At 72.3% G+C, this 16,971-nt stretch carries 17 protein-coding genes and 1 tRNA gene; 4 read left to right on the top strand and 14 right to left on the bottom strand.

Annotation, left to right across the window (positions count from 1 at the left end; translation table 11 throughout):
• Positions 1 to 65: 65 nt before the first annotated feature.
• Positions 66 to 1,325, top strand: coding sequence for a crosslink repair DNA glycosylase YcaQ family protein (locus AB0300_RS11240; RefSeq protein ID WP_366216018.1), 1,260 nt, complete (start codon positions 66 to 68; stop codon positions 1,323 to 1,325).
• A complete protein-coding gene (locus AB0300_RS11245; RefSeq protein ID WP_366216019.1) occupies positions 1,322 to 2,221 on the top strand; it encodes a hypothetical protein in 900 nt (299 codons plus the stop codon). The genes AB0300_RS11240 and AB0300_RS11245 overlap by 4 nt, the downstream gene beginning before the upstream one ends.
• Positions 2,222 to 2,230: 9 nt before the next feature.
• On the opposite strand, the gene AB0300_RS11250 is transcribed toward AB0300_RS11245, so the two are convergent.
• The 3 genes from AB0300_RS11250 to AB0300_RS11260 form a co-directional block, all read right to left on the bottom strand.
• Positions 2,231 to 2,797: a LemA family protein gene (locus tag AB0300_RS11250; RefSeq protein WP_025103933.1), complete on the bottom strand. Its 567-nt coding sequence runs from the start codon at positions 2,795 to 2,797 to the stop codon at positions 2,231 to 2,233.
• Between the two features lie 86 nt (positions 2,798 to 2,883).
• The gene (locus AB0300_RS11255) at positions 2,884 to 4,197 is read right to left on the bottom strand and encodes a D-arabinono-1,4-lactone oxidase (RefSeq protein WP_126893971.1); all 1,314 of its coding nucleotides are present in this window, start codon (positions 4,195 to 4,197) and stop codon (positions 2,884 to 2,886) included.
• Positions 4,194 to 5,438: an alanine racemase gene (locus AB0300_RS11260; RefSeq protein ID WP_062633548.1), complete on the bottom strand. Its 1,245-nt coding sequence runs from the start codon at positions 5,436 to 5,438 to the stop codon at positions 4,194 to 4,196. Before AB0300_RS11260 ends, AB0300_RS11255 begins: the two co-directional genes overlap by 4 nt.
• A gap of 64 nt (positions 5,439 to 5,502) precedes the next feature.
• Between AB0300_RS11260 and AB0300_RS11265 the strand changes: the two genes are divergently transcribed.
• Positions 5,503 to 5,575, top strand: a tRNA-Leu gene (locus tag AB0300_RS11265).
• A 3-nt stretch (positions 5,576 to 5,578) separates the two neighbouring features.
• Here the strand turns inward: AB0300_RS11265 and AB0300_RS11270 are convergent.
• From AB0300_RS11270 to AB0300_RS11320, 11 genes are all read right to left on the bottom strand, one after another.
• Positions 5,579 to 6,445, bottom strand: a complete 867-nt coding sequence (locus AB0300_RS11270; RefSeq protein WP_366216020.1) for a cation-transporting ATPase — start codon at positions 6,443 to 6,445, stop codon at positions 5,579 to 5,581.
• Positions 6,446 to 6,629: 184 nt separating this feature from the next.
• Positions 6,630 to 7,700, bottom strand: a complete 1,071-nt coding sequence (locus AB0300_RS11275) for a hypothetical protein (protein ID WP_366216021.1) — start codon at positions 7,698 to 7,700, stop codon at positions 6,630 to 6,632.
• 160 nt (positions 7,701 to 7,860) lie between these two features.
• Complete coding sequence (locus AB0300_RS11280; protein WP_025103928.1) at positions 7,861 to 9,357, bottom strand: FAD-dependent oxidoreductase; 1,497 nt, start codon at positions 9,355 to 9,357, stop codon at positions 7,861 to 7,863.
• 25 nt (positions 9,358 to 9,382) lie between these two features.
• Positions 9,383 to 10,702: a S8 family serine peptidase gene (locus AB0300_RS11285; protein WP_036292654.1), complete on the bottom strand. Its 1,320-nt coding sequence runs from the start codon at positions 10,700 to 10,702 to the stop codon at positions 9,383 to 9,385.
• Complete coding sequence (locus AB0300_RS11290; protein WP_025103926.1) at positions 10,699 to 11,241, bottom strand: DUF501 domain-containing protein; 543 nt, start codon at positions 11,239 to 11,241, stop codon at positions 10,699 to 10,701. Before AB0300_RS11290 ends, AB0300_RS11285 begins: the two co-directional genes overlap by 4 nt.
• Positions 11,242 to 11,288: 47 nt before the next feature.
• A complete protein-coding gene (locus tag AB0300_RS11295; protein ID WP_172400116.1) occupies positions 11,289 to 11,822 on the bottom strand; it encodes a septum formation initiator family protein in 534 nt (177 codons plus the stop codon).
• 77 nt (positions 11,823 to 11,899) lie between these two features.
• A complete protein-coding gene (gene eno, locus AB0300_RS11300; protein WP_025103924.1) occupies positions 11,900 to 13,180 on the bottom strand; it encodes a phosphopyruvate hydratase in 1,281 nt (426 codons plus the stop codon).
• 112 nt (positions 13,181 to 13,292) lie between these two features.
• On the bottom strand, positions 13,293 to 13,952 hold the full coding sequence (locus AB0300_RS11305) for an O-methyltransferase (protein WP_025103923.1): 660 nt from the start codon (positions 13,950 to 13,952) through the stop codon (positions 13,293 to 13,295).
• A gap of 4 nt (positions 13,953 to 13,956) precedes the next feature.
• Complete coding sequence (locus tag AB0300_RS11310; protein WP_231729419.1) at positions 13,957 to 14,916, bottom strand: CPBP family intramembrane glutamic endopeptidase; 960 nt, start codon at positions 14,914 to 14,916, stop codon at positions 13,957 to 13,959.
• Entirely contained in the window at positions 14,916 to 15,968 is a 1,053-nt protein-coding gene (locus AB0300_RS11315) for a DUF1648 domain-containing protein (RefSeq protein WP_338565669.1), read from the bottom strand. The genes AB0300_RS11310 and AB0300_RS11315 overlap by 1 nt, the downstream gene beginning before the upstream one ends.
• The gene (locus AB0300_RS11320; RefSeq protein WP_025103920.1) at positions 15,955 to 16,362 is read right to left on the bottom strand and encodes a GntR family transcriptional regulator; all 408 of its coding nucleotides are present in this window, start codon (positions 16,360 to 16,362) and stop codon (positions 15,955 to 15,957) included. Before AB0300_RS11320 ends, AB0300_RS11315 begins: the two co-directional genes overlap by 14 nt.
• A gap of 99 nt (positions 16,363 to 16,461) precedes the next feature.
• Between AB0300_RS11320 and AB0300_RS11325 the strand changes: the two genes are divergently transcribed.
• Positions 16,462 to 16,932, top strand: a complete 471-nt coding sequence (locus AB0300_RS11325) for a DUF4442 domain-containing protein (RefSeq protein WP_025103919.1) — start codon at positions 16,462 to 16,464, stop codon at positions 16,930 to 16,932.
• Positions 16,933 to 16,971 lie beyond the last annotated feature (39 nt).

The following is a 16,971-nucleotide window of genomic DNA, read 5'->3' on the forward strand; positions in this document are numbered from 1 at the left end:
CCGTATGCCGTTCGACGCATCCTGCACGCCAGGACGATGTCGGAGAGCGGGGATACGCTGGCGGCGTGACCGACACCCTCAGTCCCGCCCAGGCACGACGGATCGCCCTCGCCGCTCAGGGCTTCACCCGCGCACGCCCGGCCACCGTCTCCGGTCGCCATCTGCACCGGGTGATGGACCGGCTCGGCGTGCTGCAGATCGACTCGGTCAACGTGTTCGCCCGGTCACACTACGTCCCGCTGTTCTCCCGGCTCGGCGCCTACGATCCCGCACTCCTCGACCGCCTCTTCCTGTCGCGCACGACGCACTATGTGGAGTACCTCGCCCACGAGGCGACCTTCATCCCCGTCGAGGACTGGCCCCTGTGGCGGTTCCGCATGGACGACTTCCGGCGGCGCTGGTCCGCGGAGGACTCCTGGCTCCGAACGAACGCCCGGACGGTGCAGTGGGTGCAGGACGAGCTCCGTGCGCGCGGACCGCTCCGCCCGGTCGACCTCCGTGCCGACGCCCCGCGCGAGCGCGGCACCTGGTGGGACTGGGACGAGGTCAAGCTCGCCCTCGAGCATCTGTGGCGCACGGGCGACGTCGCTGTGAGCGGGCGCCGGGGGTTCGAGCGCACCTACGCCCTCGCCGAGCAGGTCATCCCCGAGCGCATCCGGTCCCGCGAGATCCCGCGCGAGGACGCCGTCCGCGAGCTCGTCCGACGCGCCGCTCGGTCCAGCGGCGTCGGGACGGCGGCCGACCTGGCCGACTATTACCGCCTCCGCGACCGTGCCGCGGTGACCGGGGCGATCGCCGACCTCGTCGACGCCGGGGAAGTGCAGCCCGTGACCGTCCGCGGCTGGGAGCGGGGTGGCCGGCCCCTCCCCGCCTGGCGGCATCGCGACGCAGTTCTTCCGCGCCGGGTCGAGACCGCCGCCCTGCTGACTCCGTTCGATCCGGTGGTGTGGTTCCGGGAACGCGCGCTGCGGGCTTTCGAGCTCGACTACCGCATCGAGATCTACGTGCCGGCGGCGAAGCGCCGCTACGGCTACTACTCGCTGCCCGTGCTCGTCGGCGACCGGATCGTGGCGCGGGTCGACCTCAAGGCCGACCGCGGCACGTCCACGCTGCAGGTGCAGTCGGCGTGGTGGGAGCCGCAGGCGCGTCCCGGCGACGCCGAGGCGATCGCGGCGGAGCTCCTCCGCGCCGCGCGGTGGCAGGGTCTCGAACAGGTGTCGGTCTCCGGATGGGGCGATGCGACCGCTGCCGTCCACACCGCGCTCGCCTCCACCGCCCCGGACACGGTGCGTCGTCACGTCCACGTCCGGGAGGCCGTCGCGTGAGCCGTCGTCGCTGGTGGCTCCTGGGCGGTGTCGTCGTTGCCGTCGCTGTCGCGGGGGCGGTGTGGTGGGGGCTGTCCGCGCTCCGCTCGCCGACCGCGGAGGACGCAGCGCTGGCCTATCTCCGGGCGCTGGAGTCGGGCGATCCCGAGGCGGTCGCGGCGACGGGGACCGCGGTGTCCGACGCCGCCCTCACCGCGTTCGCCGGAGCGGCGTCGACCATCGCGGACGCCGAGGTCACCGCTGTGCGTGAGGGAGACGGTGACGCGTCCGCGACGGTGCGCTTCCGACTCGACGGGGACGAGCACCAGGCGCGCGTCCGGCTGACGCCGGAGAGCGGCCGCTGGACCGTCGACGCCTCCGGACTCGGTGCCCTCCGCGCCACGACGACGATCGGGACGGCGGTCCAGGTCGGCGATGCGGTCCTCCCGGTGACCGAAGACACCGCTCTGCTCCCTGGCGTGTACCCGGTCGCGGCCGCGCCGCGGGCGCTGCTGGCCGGCACGACCGAGGCCGTCGTCCTCCCCGGCGACGACGCCACCGCACGCGTGACCGCCGAACTCCGCCCGGAGGCGACGGAGGCCGCGCAGACGCAGCTCGACGGCTACCTGGAGACCTGCACCGCCGAGGGCCACGCGATTCCCGACAACTGCGGCATCCGGATCCCGTGGGGCACGGAGTTCCGGGACGTCTCCCACGTGGCGTTCCGCGTCGAGCGGTTCCCTGCGGTGACGCTCTCCGCCGGCGGGTTCACCGCGGACGACGGCATCCTCGAGGCGACCGTTACCGGCACCGGCCAGGACGGCGCCGCGCGCACCGTCACCTACCGCAGCACCGCGTGGAGCGTGCGCGGTGGCGTGGATATCACCGCAGACGAACTCGCCCTCACCGTGTGGTGAGGGCGAGGATCAGAACTGCACGCGCGGCGGCTCGGAAATGGCGCCGCTGTCGGCGACCTCGAAGAACTCGCGCTCGGTGAAGCCGAGTCCCTTGGCGAAGAGGTTGTTGGGGAACACCTTGATCTTGGTGTTGAGCTCGCGGACGCCGCCGTTGTAGAAGCGCCGCGCGGCCTGGATCTTGTCCTCGGTGTCGACGAGGGCCTGCTGCAGCTGAAGGAAGTTCTGGCTGGCCTGCAGCTGCGGGTAGGCCTCGGCCACCGCGAAGAGGCTGCGCAGGGCCTGCTGCAGGTGCCCCTCGGCGATCCCCGCCTCGCCGGGGCTGCCGGCGGAGAGGGTCTCGGCGCGGGCGCGGGTGACGTTCTCGAACACCGCCTTCTCGTGCGAGGCGTAGCCCTTGACCGTCTCGATGAGATTCGGGATGAGGTCGGCTCGGCGCTTGAGCTGGACGGTGATGCCGCTCCAGGCTTCGTCTACGCGGACGTTCAGCTGCACCAGCGAGTTGTACGTCGCCCAGAGATAGACGCCGACGAGCAGGATCACCCCGACGACGATCAGTACCGGCACGAGCCATTCCATCAGTGCCCCACCCTTTCCCGTATTTCTCTCATCCTAGACGCGGTGCCTGCACGTGGACTGGGGATGCGACGGACCAGCGCCGCCGATCAGCGTCCCAGCACCCGCTCCAGATAGCGGTTCGTGAAGCGGCGATCCGGATCGAGGCGGTCGCGCAGCGCCACGAAGTCATCGAAGCGGGGGTAGCTCTCCCGCAGCGTCTCCCGGGTCATGGTGTGCAGCTTGCCCCAGTGCGGGCGGCCGCCATGGGCCCGCATGATCTCCTCGACCGCACCGAAGTACGCCGTCGGGTCCGCGCGCCAGTACCGGTGCACCGCGATGTAGGCGCTGGGGCGGCCGTACGCGGTGGAGAGCCAGCGATCGTCGGCGGCAGCGAAGCGGACCTCCACGGGGAACTCGATCCGCCAGCCGCGCTCGGCGATGAGCTCCTGGAGGGCGCGGAATGCCGGCACCACCTCGGCCGCCGGCAGCGCGTACTCCATCTCGCGGAAGCGCACGGTCCGGCTCTGGGTGAGCACGCGATTCGAGAGGTCGGTGTACTCACGGTCACCGGTGAGCCGCACCGCGAGCCGGTTGAACGGCGGCGTGATCGCCGGCACCGCCTGTCCCGCCGCGCAGACGACGCGATAGACGCCGTTCGCGAGCAGGGTCTCATCCACCCACCGGCCCACGACCGGGAGCGGCCTCCGTCGCGTCGATTCCGGCAGACGCGACTGCCGCTTGGTGAGCGCGACGTCGGTATGCGGGAACCAGTAGAACTCGAAATGGTCGGCGGCGGGGACGCGTTCGTCGATCGTGCCGAGCACCTCGTCCAGCGGCAGCGGCTCGTCGACCGCATGCATCACGAACGTGGGCACGCACTGCAGGGTGACCTCGACGATGATGCCGAGCGCGCCCAGCCCCAGAGCGACCGCGGGCAGGAGCTCCGGACTGTGCGCCTCGTCGATGCGGAGGAACTCCCCGTCGGCGGTGATGAGGGTCACCCCGACGACCTGGGTGGCGAGTCCGCCGAAACCGGCGCCGGTGCCGTGCGTGCCCGTGGAGATCGCACCGGCGATGGACTGGCGGTCGATGTCGCCGAGGTTCTCCATCGCGAGGCCGTAGCGGGCGAGCAGCCCGGGGATGCGGTGCAGCCGGGTACCGGCGAGGAGCGTGACCCGTCCGCTCGCGACGTCCGCGGACACGAGCCCCTGCAGGTCGTCCAGTTCCAGGAGCACACCGGGGGCGATGGCGATCCCGGTGAAGCTGTGACCGGCGCCGACGGCTTTGACCGTGAGCCCCTGTCGCACCGCTGCCCGCACCGCACGCTGCACGCCCTCGGGGCTGCGCGGGCGCTCGACCCGCACGGGGCGCACGGACGCCGACCGGCCCCAGTTCTGCCAGGTGCCGCCGATTCTCGTCACAGGAACGCCTTCCCCTCGCCGCGGTACGTCGGCAGCTCGTCCACGACCTCGTCGCCGGACACGAGCTGGTACGCGGCGATGCGCTCGGCCGGCTCGCCGCTCTTGGCGTGACGGAACCAGACACGATCGCCGACGCCGAGCGTCGCCGCTGTCGGCCCCTGCAGCGGCGTCTGCACCTCGCCGGCAGCCTCTCGCGGAAGCGTGCGGAGGTTCGCCGGCCACACCGGGCGCGGCTGTCGCGAGGCCAGCGCCGGACCCGAGGCGATCCAGCCGCCGCCCAGCACCGTGGCGATGTCGGCAGCGGGACGGCGCACGACGTCGAAGGCGAAGGCCGCGGCCGGCGCCGGGTGGAAGGACCGGTACCCGTCGAACAGGTGTCCGCCGAGCAGACCGCTGCCCGCGCTGGCCTCGGTGAGCGACTCGTCGCTGCCGCTGAACTCCAGGGATCCGGTGCCCCCGCCGTTGAGGAACTCGAGCGGCGTCACGGCGCCGACCGCGGCGACGATCGCCGCCCTTCGCTCCCGCAGCTCCTCGCGCGAGCGGGCCTGGACGCGACGGATCAGCGGTCCATCGGGACCGGCATCGCCCTGTCCTGCGATCTGGGCGTCGTACATCTGCAGCCCCACGAGGCGGAAGCCGGGGCGTGCGACGACCGTCCGCGCGAACGCGGCGACCTCCCCGGCGGAGAAGAGGGCCGATCGGCGGACGCCGATGTGACCGAGCAGCGCGGATCGCCAGGACGCGTCGACGTCGATGGCCACGCGAAGCTCGGGGCGCGCGGACGGGGCCACCACGCTGTCGACGAGGTCCAGGTGCACGGGGTCGTCGATCATGAGCGTGATGCGCTGCGCCGCCTGCTCGTCGGCGCACAGCCGTTCGATGCCCGCGCGGTCCACGGTCGGGTAGCCGAGGACGATGTCGTCGTGGGTCTCCGCGAGCCAGAGCGCCTCCTCCAGCGTGAACGCGAGGATCCCGCGGAAACCCGGGAGTCGCAGCACGGCATCCAGGACCGCACGCACCCGCACCGACTTCGACGCCACGCGGATCGGCAGACCGCCGGCACGGACGAGCAGGTCCATGGCGTTGTAGCGCAGCGCTTCGCGATCGATAACCGCCACGGGCGCCGGAAGGTGCCCGGTCGCGGCCGACAGGCGCGGCCAGTAGCGGCCCGGGTCCTCCCATTCGGGGGCGACCGCGGGGCCACCCGGGACGGGGCTCAGTTCGTCGGTGAGGTCGAGCACTCCCCCACCCTACGGCCTGAGCCCCGCCGGGTCACGACCCCGCCGACGATAGGCTGGCGGCGCAGCCCCCGTAGCCCAATGGCAGAGGCAGGCGACTTAAAATCGCCTCAGTCTGGGTTCGAGTCCCAGCGGGGGCACCGTCAGCGGCCGAGGATGTCGCCGATCCCGGGGATACCGAGATCGCCGAGCCGCTCCCCCCAGCCGGTCGCCGTCTCGCCGAGACCCGAGACGGCCTCGCCGGCCGAGCCGAGCATCTCGTCGGCGCCGCCGGCCAGCGCGTCGATGTCGACGCCGGAGGCGAGCGCATCCAGGTCGATGCCCTGCGCCAGCGCGTCGAAGTCCACCCCGAGCCCCGCCGCCTGTTCCAGGAGCGGTGCGGCCACGGTGCTCACGACGGCTCCGCCGGCCACCACGCCGAGGAGACCGACCGCCGCGCCGCCCGCCGCGACCGCGGCCCCGCCGCCGCGGGCGCGGGAGAGGAGTCCGCGCAGGCGGCCGGGCTGCATCGCCTCGGCCCGTCCGGCCGCGCGGGCCAGGTCGTCCGCAGACGACGAGCGCGGTCGCTCCTCCACCGGGAGCTCCGCCCGCATGCGGGCGTCGACGTGCGCGCGCTGCGACGGCGTGAGGCGCGCGAAGGCCTCGCGATGGATCTGCTCGATCCGATGTGGATCCGCTGTCTGCAGGAGGTAGTCGTACCGGGCGATGGCCGCGCGGTCCGCCGCGGAGACGTCCGACGCACCACCGGACGCGGGAGCGGGCGGCGGGGCGTACGCCCCTGCGGCGGATGCTCGTCCGGCGGGAGGGGTGGGCGCCGGGGACGCGGGAGGAGGCGCGGTCGGGCGCTGCGCCTGAGGATCGGTGCCCCGCACGGCGTCGACCGCGCCGCGGATCATCCCGCTCCAGTCGGTGGAGGCACGCGCGCCCTCGCCGCCGCGCACCCCGGGGCCTCCCCCCTTCGCGTCGATGGCGTCGGTGGCGAGGCGGATCAGGCGGGAGAGCTTTGACATGGGGGTCCCTTCGTGGGACGGACCGCCGTTCTCCGCGACCTCTGTCGACGCAAGGTTCCGGGCAGCCCGCGATTCGGGTGCCAAGGTCTCCTCCACCCTCGCGGGCCAGCGGGCCGGGGCACGATGACATGCCCGTCATGACGACGTCGCTGCAGACGGGAGTACTCCCCTTGCGGTCGACACGCTAGCGAGGCGGCCTATGGATCGGCTCCACGCGCGGCCGGGGAGGCGCCGTGCCCAGGATCGCGGTCATCTCGTCGTACAGCACCCGGAAGGCGTCGCGGAGCTCTGCGGCACCATCCGGTCGACTCGCAGCCGGGACCGCCTCCGCCAGCGTCCCGAGGGCGAGAGTCGCCGCGGCCTCCCGCGCCACCGCCGTGCCGAACTCATCGGACGGCCGGCCCCACCCCGCGGCGAGGAGGAGCTGGTCGCGCAGCACTCCCGCCACCCCGAGGAGCACGGCCGCTGCGCGGAGATGGCTGCGGGCCACCTCCGTGCCGAGAAGGCGTTCCTGCATCACTCGTGCGAGCCGTCGGGCGTGCGGCGTCGGCACCTCCCGGCGTGTGCGGAGACGCCAACCATCCGGCGTGCCCGGCACGGACTCGTACGACAGCGGCTCGCCGTCCCGGAGATGGACCACCGGGATCGACGACGGCGACACGAGCGACGGCCGCCGCCACCAGTCCGCCGGCGCCATCGCCGCAGACAAGAAGGCGGTGGCCGGAGCGTGCGCCCCCGCCCCTTCGAGCTGCACGAGATCGGCCGTGCTCGCGAGCAGGCTGAGGCCCTGTTCCGCCGCGAACCGCTGCAGCAGCAGCCCGACGGGCTCGAGATCGCCACCCGGGACGGAACGCGCGAACTCCGCCGCCTCGGGAATCGGCAGCACGACGGCGACGGACGACGGATCGGGGCCCGGCGGCACGAACCACGAGCACCCGGAGAACGCCGCCACCCGGGACGCATGCGAGGCGTAGCCGTCACTGCGGGTGAAGAGCCTCAGGACCGCCCGGGGCTGCGCGGCGACGGCTTCCTGCACCTGGGCGAGAAGGTGAGGGTGCGGGCGCACCGCAGCGTCGAGGACGAGATGATGCGTGGCTCGTCGCGTCCAGGGCCGCCATGCCGCGGCGCCCGTCGGGCAGATGCGGACGGGAGCGCCGTCGAGCCGTGCCGCGAGCTGTGCCGCATGCGCGTCCTCGCCCGGACCCGTCCGGATCGACACACTGACGGTCGGTGATTCTCCCCCGTGCGCGCTCACCGGACCTCCTCCCCGCATCGGGGGTGCCTCGCACACACCCCTCCCGAGCACCCCTGCGAGCGTACAATGTGAGATGTTACGCGACCAACTCCCGTCCCCGGTCAATAGGAGAAGGCCCTGGCGCTCACGCGCTCAGGGCCTTCTCCTCAGAACCGGACGGTCACTTCGCCGCAGCGGTCTCCGCGGAGTCCTTCGCAACGGAGGCCGGAGCCTTCTTCGCTGCGGGCCGCTTGGCGGCCGGCTTCTTGATCTCAGACGGCGTCTCCGCCGCGGGCGCAGCGGCCGGCTTCTCAGCGGCCGGCGCCTTGGCGGCCGGGGTGGCGTCGGCGGGTGCCGCGGGACGCGGGCGGGCGGCGAACTCCTCGAAGACGTAGCGAGGGTTCTGCACCGTCTGCAGGTTCACGAGGTCGCGGCCCAGCCACAGGTTGTTCCACCAGCCCCAGAGCACGCGCCACTTGCGCTCCCACGTCGGCATGGCCAAGCCGTGGTAGCCGCGGTGCGCGAGCCAGGCGATGAAGCCCTTCAGCGCGATCTTGCCGGACTGGAAGACGCCGTTGTACAGGCCGAGGCCGGCGACGGCACCGAGGTTCTTGTGGAAGTACTCCTTGGGGGTCTCCCCGCGGAGCACCGCGACGAGGTTCTTCGCCAGGAGCTTCGCCTGCCGGACGGCGTGCTGCGCGTTCGGGACGCAGAATCCGCCGACGCCGCCGCCCGAGAGGTCGGGAACGGCCGAGACGTCGCCCGCGGCCCAGGCACCCTCGACGAACGCCTCGGGGGTACCGACGCGCAGGTCGGCACGGGTCTGGATGCGACCGCGCTCCTCGACGGGCAGGTCGCCGCCGCGCACGACGGTCGGGTTGGCCATGACGCCCGCGGTCCAGACGATGACGTCCGTCGGGATGACCTCGCCGGTCGACAGCTCGACGTTGCCGTCGATGGCACCGGTGACCTGGGTGTCGAGGTGAACGTTCGCGCCGCGCGTGGCGAGGTCCTTCAGGACCCACTCGCTCGTCTTCAGCGAGACCTCGGGCATGATGCGGCCCATGGCCTCGATGAGGTGGAAGTGCGTGTCGTCGAAGGTCAGCTGCGGGTACTTGCTCACCAGCGACGAGGCGAGCGAGCGGAGCTCGGCGAAGACCTCGATGCCCGCGAAGCCACCGCCGACGACGACGACGGTCAGCAGGCGGTCGCGCTCGGGGCCAGCCGGGAGGGAGGCGGCCTTGTCGAAGTTCGACATGACCTTGTCACGGATGGCGACGGCCTCTTCGATCGTCTTGAGCCCGATGGCGTTGTCGGCGATGCCGGGGATCGGGAACGTGCGCGAGACGGCGCCCGCGGTGACGACGATCTGGTCGTACGCGAACTCGTACGGCTCGCCGACGGGCGGCGTGATGGTGGCGACCTTCTGCGCGTGGTTGATGTTCGTCACCTTGGCGGTGAGCACGTGCGTGCGCTTCAGGTGACGGCGGTGCGCGACGACGGAGTGCCGGGCCTCGATCGATCCGGCGGCGACCTCCGGGAGGAACGGCTGGTACGTCATGTACGGCAGCGGGTCGACCATGGTCACGTCGGCCTCGCCCTTGCGCAGATGCTTCTCGAGCTTCCACGCGGTGTAGAAACCTGCGTACCCTCCGCCGACGATCAGGATCTTGGGCACAGTGCTGTTCTGAGGCACAGAAGAACTACTCCTCGGAGTCGGGATTGTGGCGTACGGGAACGCGCGCCGATCGGATGCGCCGGGCAGCTGCGGTGACGCCAAGCGCTACCAGGATACCAGGGACCGTGAGGGCGATGAGCGGCAGGGTACCGTAGCGCAGGGAGTCGGCGCTGGGAAGCAGCGGTGAACCGGGGTCGGTGGGGGCATCCGCGTCGGGCAGCGGCGGCACCTCCACGGGGGCGAGCGACGGCTCGGGCGTGGGCTCGCTGTCGGCGCGGCGGTACAGCCGCACCCACTCCGCGAGATCGCCCATGGGGTTCTCGCTCACGGACGGCAGGTTCGCCGAGATCGCCGCCTCCGCGTCCACCAGGCCGAAGCCGTACAGCGGATCGCGCGGCTTCTTCGCATCCGCCACCGGCATCGCCGTCTTGATGATGCGGTTGATGACGTCGTTCGCGGAGATGTCGGGGTGCGCCGAGCGGATGAGCGCCGCGACGCCGGCGACGATCGGAGCCGCGCCGCTGGTCCCGCTCCAGGAGACGACCTCGCCGTCCGCCGACACCCCCAGCAGGCCCTCGCTCGGCGCCGAGATGCCGATGGTGATGCCCTGCGTCGAGGCCTCGATGCTCGCGGTGCCGGTCTGGTCGACGCCGCCGACCGTGAGCACGCCGGGGATCGTGGCGGGCGCGCCGATGATGTTCGTGCCGCTCCCCCGGTTGCCGGCCGCGACGACGACCACGACGTCGTGCTCGAACGCGTAGAGGAAGGCGTCGTCCCAGCTCTGATCCCAGTCGAGCGTGTTCGTCGTGAACGACAGGTTGATGATGTCGGCGCCGTGGTCGACGGCCCAGCGGATGCCGGTGGCCACCTGCTCGGTGAACGGCACCGCCGCGGCGGCGCCGAACCCCACGGAGATCGAGAGAAGCTCCGCCTCGGGCGCGACCCCGATCATGCCGGTGCCGTCGGCTTTGCCGCGTCCTGCCGCGAGGGACGCCACCCACGAGCCGTGATTGCCGTCGACGGCGCCGAGCGGCGTGCGTCCGTCCGGCGTCCCGGCTCCGGACACGTCCGTCCCCCCGACGACCGCCTCGTCGAAGACCTGCGGCACCTTGCCGATGCCCGTGTCGATGACGGCGATCGTGACGCCCTCCCCGCGGGTCGTCTGCCAGGCGTCGCGGATGCGGGCACCGTCCAGCCAGTACTCCGCCGCCCGCACCGGATCGGCCGGGTCGTCGGCGACCGGAGGTGGCGTCGGCGTCGGCGTCGCCGTGGAACCGAGGAGCAGGACGGATGCCGCCACCGCCACGAGGGCGACGGCGCCGCGCAGCATCCGCCGCCGCGTCATGCCGAACGTGCCGGATCGTCGCGGAGCGCGGCGCCGGGCTCTTCGCAGCGGCAGACCTCGGGAGACCACGAGCTGCGGGCCAGCGCGGCATCGCCGATCGGGTTCACACCGGCTCCCGCCGCCAGGGCGTGGCCGGCGAGGGCGTGCAGGCACTTCACCCGGGTGGGCATGCCTCCGGCGGAGATCCCGTCGATCTCGGGCACCTCGCCGAACTGCGCACGGTCGGCGAGGTACGCCTCGTGGGCGGACCGATACGCGGCGGCCACGGTCTCGTCCTCCGCGAGCATCGCCGCGAGCTCGGGCATGACCTGGTTCGCCTCGAGCGTCGACATCGCGGCGGTCGCCGCCGGATGCGTGAGGTAGTAGAACGTGGGGAACGGCGTGCCGTCGGGCAGGCGCGGGGTGGTGGCCACCACCGTGGGGTTCCCGCACCGACAGCGGGCCGCGATGCCGACGACACCGCGGGCGGGGCGTCCGAGCTGGGTCGAGACGACGGCGAGCTCGGCGGAGGTGGGCGCGGGGAACGGCGGGGTGGTCACCCCACCAGCGTAGGGGAGCCGTCCGGGAGGATGCTCGGAGCCCGGGTTCAGCCTGCGGGGACGGCGGTGTCGCTCAGTCCCGCGGAGACGAGGGTGCGCAGCAACTGCGGCATCCAGTCGGCGGGCTTCTCCTCGAGGGTGTCGCTCACCGGCTCCTGCTCGCGCGGGAGGGTGGAGGGATCGAGGTCGTTGTCGATGAGGTACACGACCTCGCCCGGCTTGACGTAGTACAGGCGCTCACGGGCCTGGGTCGTGATGTACGCGGGGTCGTCCCAGCGCTCGCGCTCCGCGGTCAGCGCGGCGATCTCGTCCTCGCTCACCTGCACGGACTGCTCCAGCGCCGCGATCTTCTGGCGCTGGTCGATGAAGGTGCCCAGCGTGGGCACGAGCACCCAGGCTCCCAGCACCACGAGGGAGAGCATGATCACGGAGAAGGCCGAGAGCCGCATGCCCGAGGCCCACTCGCGCACGTCCACGCGGGGTGCGGCGGGGGCGCCGCTCCGCGGCTGTCGCGACGAGGACGTCGAGCGAGGCGTCGCCGCCCCGATCGACGGCGAAGGAGGAGCCGGTCGTCGTGCCACGGCTCCTCCTTCGTGTCAGCCGCCATCCGGGCGGCGCGGTCGTGCCGCGGATGCGGCGTGGTCGCTGTCGCGGGCGCTCAGCCCTGGTAGCGCGGGAAGGCGGAACGGCCGGCGAAGACCGCCGCGTCGCCCAGCTCCTCCTCGATGCGCAGCAGCTGGTTGTACTTCGCGACGCGCTCGCTGCGCGCCGGGGCACCCGCCTTGATCTGGCCGGCGTTCGTGGCGACCACGAGGTCGGCGATCGTCGTGTCCTCGGTCTCACCCGAACGGTGCGAGAGCATCGCCGTGTAGCCCGAGCGCTGCGCGAGGCTTACGGCGTCGAACGTCTCGGTGAGCGTGCCGATCTGGTTGACCTTCACGAGCAGCGAGTTGGCGACGCCGCGCGTGATGCCGTCGGCGAGACGCTGCGGGTTGGTGACGAACAGGTCGTCGCCGACCAGCTGCACCTTCGAGCCCAGGGCCTCGGTGAGGTGCTTCCAGTTGTCCCAGTCGTCCTCGGCGAGCGCGTCCTCGATCGTGACGATCGGGAAGTCGTTGACGAGCCCGACGTAGTACTCGGTGAGTGCGGCGGCGTCCCAGTCCTTGTTGTCGAGACGGTAGACGCCGTCCTTGAAGAACTCGGTCGCGGCGACGTCGAGGCCGAGGGCGATGTCGGTGCCGGGCGTGAAGCCGGCCTTCTCGATCGCCTTGACGAGGAAGTCGAGGCCCTCGCGGTTGCTGGGCAGGTCGGGGGCGAAGCCGCCCTCGTCGCCGAGACCCGTCGCGTAGCCGGCGGCCTTCAGCTCCGCGCGCAGCACGTGGTAGGTCTCCACGCCCCAGCGCAGCGCCTCGGAGTAGGTCTCCGCGCCGATCGGGGCGAGGAAGAACTCCTGCATGTCGATGCCGTTGTCAGCGTGCTCTCCGCCGTTGATGACGTTGAACAGCGGCACGGGCAGCACGTGCGCGTTCGGACCGCCGAGGTAGCGGAACAGCGGCAGGTCGGCGGAGTCCGCGGCGGCCTTCGCGACCGCGAGGCTCACGCCGAGGATGGCGTTGGCGCCGACGCGCTTCTTGTTGTCCGTGCCGTCGACCTCGATGAGGATCTCGTCGACGATGCGCTGCTCGCTCGCCTCCACGCCCTCGATGGCCGGGCCGAGCTCGTCGATGACCGCCTCGACGGCCTTGAGCACGCCCTTGCCGCCGTAGCGGCTCTTGTCGCCGTCCCGCAGCTCGTACGCCTCGAAGGCGCCGGTCGAGGCACCGGAGGGGACGGCGGCGCGCTGCACGATGCCGTCGTCGAGGAGCACCTCCACCTCGACGGTCGGGTTTCCGCGCGAGTCGAGAATCTCGCGTGCGCCTACAGCCTCGATCAGTGCCACTGATGTGCTCCTTGCTCAGGATGGAAGGGTGTGTGGAGCGTCGTCGATCCGCGCCCAGTCTATCCCCGGCGTCGGACCGCACCCGGAGACGAGCCGGGGGGATCCGCCCGCGTCAGACGACGAGGGCGAGCGCGATGCCGTCCCATCCCTTGATCCCGACCGTCTGCAGCGCCGTGGCGTCGAAGCGCGGGTCCTCCCCGAGCATCCGCAGCCCCGCGCGCGTGCCGTTCACCTTGGGGTCCGTCGAGTCGTCGCGGACGATCTCGCCGTCGCGGCCGATGTTGTCGAGCACGACAACGGTGCCCGGGTGACCGAGCTTCGCGGCCCAGTCCAGGTACACGGTGTTGGACTCCTTGTCGGCGTCGATGAAGACGAGGTCGAAGGCGCCGGCGAGGGTCGGCAGCACGTCGGCTCCCCGACCGATCCGGATGTCGACGCGGTCCCCCACTCCGGCCGCGTCGATGCTCGCCCGGGCGACGGCGGCGTTGTCCGCCTCCGCCTCGATCGTCACGACCTGTCCCGCCGGTCCGACCGCGCGGGCCATCCAGATCGTCGAGTAGCCGCCGAGGGTGCCGATCTCCAGCACGCGGCGGGCACCGCTCATCCGCACGAGGAGATTCAGCAGCTTCCCCGCGACCGGCGCGACCTCGATCTCGGGCAGCCCCGCCGCCCGCTGCGCCTCCAAGGCCGACGCCAGGGCCGGATCCGGACCCACGAGCATGTCGGCGAGGAAGGTGTCGGCGCGGGCCCAGGCGGCGGGAGTGGATTCCATGTGCTCAGCCAACCCCCGGCGCCGGCCGGCCGTCAAGCGTCGGCGGGGTGCGCGGCGCGGCGAGCTCCGGCTGGCGGCGGAACTGCCCCGTGAGCATGAGGACGATGGCCACGACGGCGGCGACGATCCAGCCCGCGACGCCGAGCGGTCCGGCGAGGGCGAGGTCGGGCTGCTCGGCGGCGACGATCAGGACCAGGCCCGCGGCGGCGTTCAGGGCCCCGTGCGCGACGACCGCCGGCCACAGCGAGCCGGAGCGCAGCCGCAGCCAGCCGAACAGGACCCCCCACGCCACGCAGCCGCCGATCATGAACAGCACGCCGGTGACGTCCGTCCGGCCGAAGTTGTAGCCGAGGAGGATGACGGGGCTGTGCCACAGCCCCCAGATCGCCCCGCTGAGCAGGAGCGCCGGCCAGGTGCCGAGCGGACGCAGCGCCGGGAGCAGCCAGCCGCGCCAGCCGAGCTCCTCGCCGAAGGCGAGCACGCTGTTCACCAGCGCCCCGACCGGGATCGCGGCGAGCTGCGCGAACACGACCACTCCGACCGGCGGCACCGGTGTCCCCGGGGGAAGAGCCTGGGCGAGCTGATCCGCGAAGGTCGAGAAGGTGAGGTCGAGCCGCACCCACCCGAATGCGGCGGCGAGGAGGACGCCGAGGGCGACGAGCAGCGGCGGCACGAGCCAGGCCGCGACCAGCAGCCCGACGACGCGCTTCGCGGGCCGCAGCGGCCACATCCCGAGGAAGCGCGCCCGACTGCCCTTCTCCGGTACGCCCGTGGTGAGCATGACGACGAGCACCGCGGCCGCGGGCGTGAACATCATCACGGGGAGGAGCGCTCCCGCGAAGGGTTCGGCGAGGCCGTCGCCGAGCCAGAGGGGCAGGCAGACGAGAGCCGCGAGCCCGCAGGCCGTGAGGGTGAAGATGAGGACCGCGCGCCAGGGCACGCGGGTCGGCGTCAGAGCGCTCATCATGCCGTCCTCTCCGTTCCTCCGGAGGGCGCAGGCCCCGCGGATCGGTCCACGTACGCCTGCAGGAGCGCCGCCGCCTCCTCCGCCCCGTCGATCGTGATGACGAACGGTCCGTGGTCGCGGCGATGCACCTCGATCGCCGGCCCCTGGCGCATCACGATCCCGCTGCGGCCGTCGGGAGCGAGACGCCACCCCCAGCCGCCGAACTCACCGAAGGGCGAGATGCGCACGGCCCTGGCCGACGCGATCTCCGCCACCGGGATGGTCTTCCGAGGCCACCCGATCACGGCACGGGCGTCGATGCCGTCCGGCGTGACGCGCACCCGGAACGAGGCGGTCGCCGCCAGCGCGAACCCGACGACGAGGGCGACCAGACCCGAGACCCAGGCCAGCGGGGTGCCCGTGATGAGCATCGCCACGGCGAGCGCCACGAGCCCGAGCAGCACGAGCAGGAGGAAGACGAGGGCACCGGTGGGCATGGTCGTGGTGCCCACCCAGACGACCCGCTCGCCGTCGCCGACCCGCACGTCGTGGCGGGGCTCGAGAGCGGCGCCGGGCACCGACTGCACGCGCGGCTGCACGAACCACGCCATCGCGCCCACGCCGAGGAGAGCCGCCCAGGCCAGTGCCATCACTCCCGCGATGCCCGGGACCTCACCGGAGGGCGGGAGGTCGCGCTGGATCGCGAGGGAGCCCAGGCAGATCACGCCCGCGAACGCCGACATGCCGGCCGCGGTCGCTCCGAGCAGACGGGCGGTCGCGCCCCAGTGCGCCCCGACGGCGACCAGTGTCGTGACGGTCAGGAGCACCGGGAGGCCGAGACCGACGCCGAGGAGCACCCAGAGGTAGGTGGCGGCCGGGCCGAAACCGTCCGCCCCGTCGACGCCCCAGTGGATCGCGACGTCGGTGGGGAACGACGGCAGCCAGGCCGTGAGCACGAGAGCGGAGATCGCGACGATGAGCACCGGGAGGACGAGCGCCACGAGGACGAAGGCCCGTCGTGCGCGGCGCAGGGTGGCCGGAGGGGTGCGGGTGGGGTCAGGCGTCGTCATGGGAGGCCTCCTGGGGGGTCGCGGCGGGGGTGGGAGGTTCGGCTTCTGCGCGGTGCGTGCGGACGATACCGGCGAGGGTCTCGGCGGAGACACCCAGGGCCGCCGCCCGCCGGATCAGCCCATCGATCTCGTGAGAGAGTGCGGCGAGCGGCGCGGCGGAGGCGGCGATCACGGCGCCCCTCCCCCGCCGGAGGTCGACCAGGCCCTCGTCGCGGAGGCGCTGGTAGGCGTGCAGGACGGTGTGCTGATTGATGTCGAGGGCGGCGGCCACGTCGCGGGCGGCCGGCAGACGATCGCCCGGCGCGAGAGCACCGGAGAGGATGTCGGCACGCACCGAGGCGGCCACCTGGTCGTAGAGCGCGAGCGGGCTGTCGACATCGACGCGGATGAGCATGGCACTTCCCTTCGCTAGTTATTCTATGTGAACTAGAACAACTGTGCCAACCCTCCAGACGTCTTCGCGGGGACTCGGCGCATCCTCCACACTGACCTCATGCGCATCACGCCCCGCCGCCTCGCCCTCGGCATGAGCCTCTGGATCCCCAATCTCTGCAGCGGCATCCGCGTCCGCCGGTTCAGCGACGACTGGACCCAGGCGACCGTGGAGCTGCACGTGAACCTCCTCACCCGCAACTACGTCAAGACCGCGTTCGGCGGCTCGATGTCGGCGATGACCGACCCGTACTTCTTCATGCTCGTCATGCATCAGCTCGGACGGGACTACGTCGTGTGGGACACCCGAGGCGAGATCGAGTTCCTCAAGCCGGGGCGCGGGGTGCTGACCGCGGAGTTCGAGGTGACGCGGGAGAAGGCGGAGGAGCTCCGGCAGCGCGCCCGCGGCGGCGCGAAGGTGCTCGAGTGGTTCGAGACGGTCATCACCGATCGCGACGGAGACGTCGTGGCGACCGTGCGCCGCGAGGTCTACATCCGCGAGAAGAAGCGCGTCACCGCGTCCCGCGGCTGACACGTCACCCGTCGTTCACCCCGGCGTGCGACGATGACC

The sequence above is a fragment of the Microbacterium sp. NPDC078814 genome, assembly GCF_040702645.1.
Classification (GTDB): Bacteria; Actinomycetota; Actinomycetes; order Actinomycetales; family Microbacteriaceae; genus Microbacterium.

Excerpts from the sequence above, each read along its gene's own strand:
- AB0300_RS11250 (WP_025103933.1), bottom strand. The coding sequence starts at position 2,797 with ATGGAATGGCTCGTGCCGGTACTGATCGTCGTCGGGGTGATCCTGCTC.
- AB0300_RS11315 (WP_338565669.1), bottom strand. The coding sequence starts at position 15,968 with ATGACGACGCCTGACCCCACCCGCACCCCTCCGGCCACCCTGCGCCGC.
- AB0300_RS11320 (WP_025103920.1), bottom strand. The coding sequence starts at position 16,362 with ATGCTCATCCGCGTCGATGTCGACAGCCCGCTCGCGCTCTACGACCAG.
- AB0300_RS11305 (WP_025103923.1), bottom strand. The coding sequence starts at position 13,952 with ATGGAATCCACTCCCGCCGCCTGGGCCCGCGCCGACACCTTCCTCGCC.
- AB0300_RS11285 (WP_036292654.1), bottom strand. The coding sequence starts at position 10,702 with ATGACGCGGCGGCGGATGCTGCGCGGCGCCGTCGCCCTCGTGGCGGTG.
- AB0300_RS11325 (WP_025103919.1), top strand. The coding sequence starts at position 16,462 with ATGCGCATCACGCCCCGCCGCCTCGCCCTCGGCATGAGCCTCTGGATC.
- AB0300_RS11310 (WP_231729419.1), bottom strand. The coding sequence starts at position 14,916 with ATGAGCGCTCTGACGCCGACCCGCGTGCCCTGGCGCGCGGTCCTCATC.
- AB0300_RS11270 (WP_366216020.1), bottom strand. The coding sequence starts at position 6,445 with ATGTCAAAGCTCTCCCGCCTGATCCGCCTCGCCACCGACGCCATCGAC.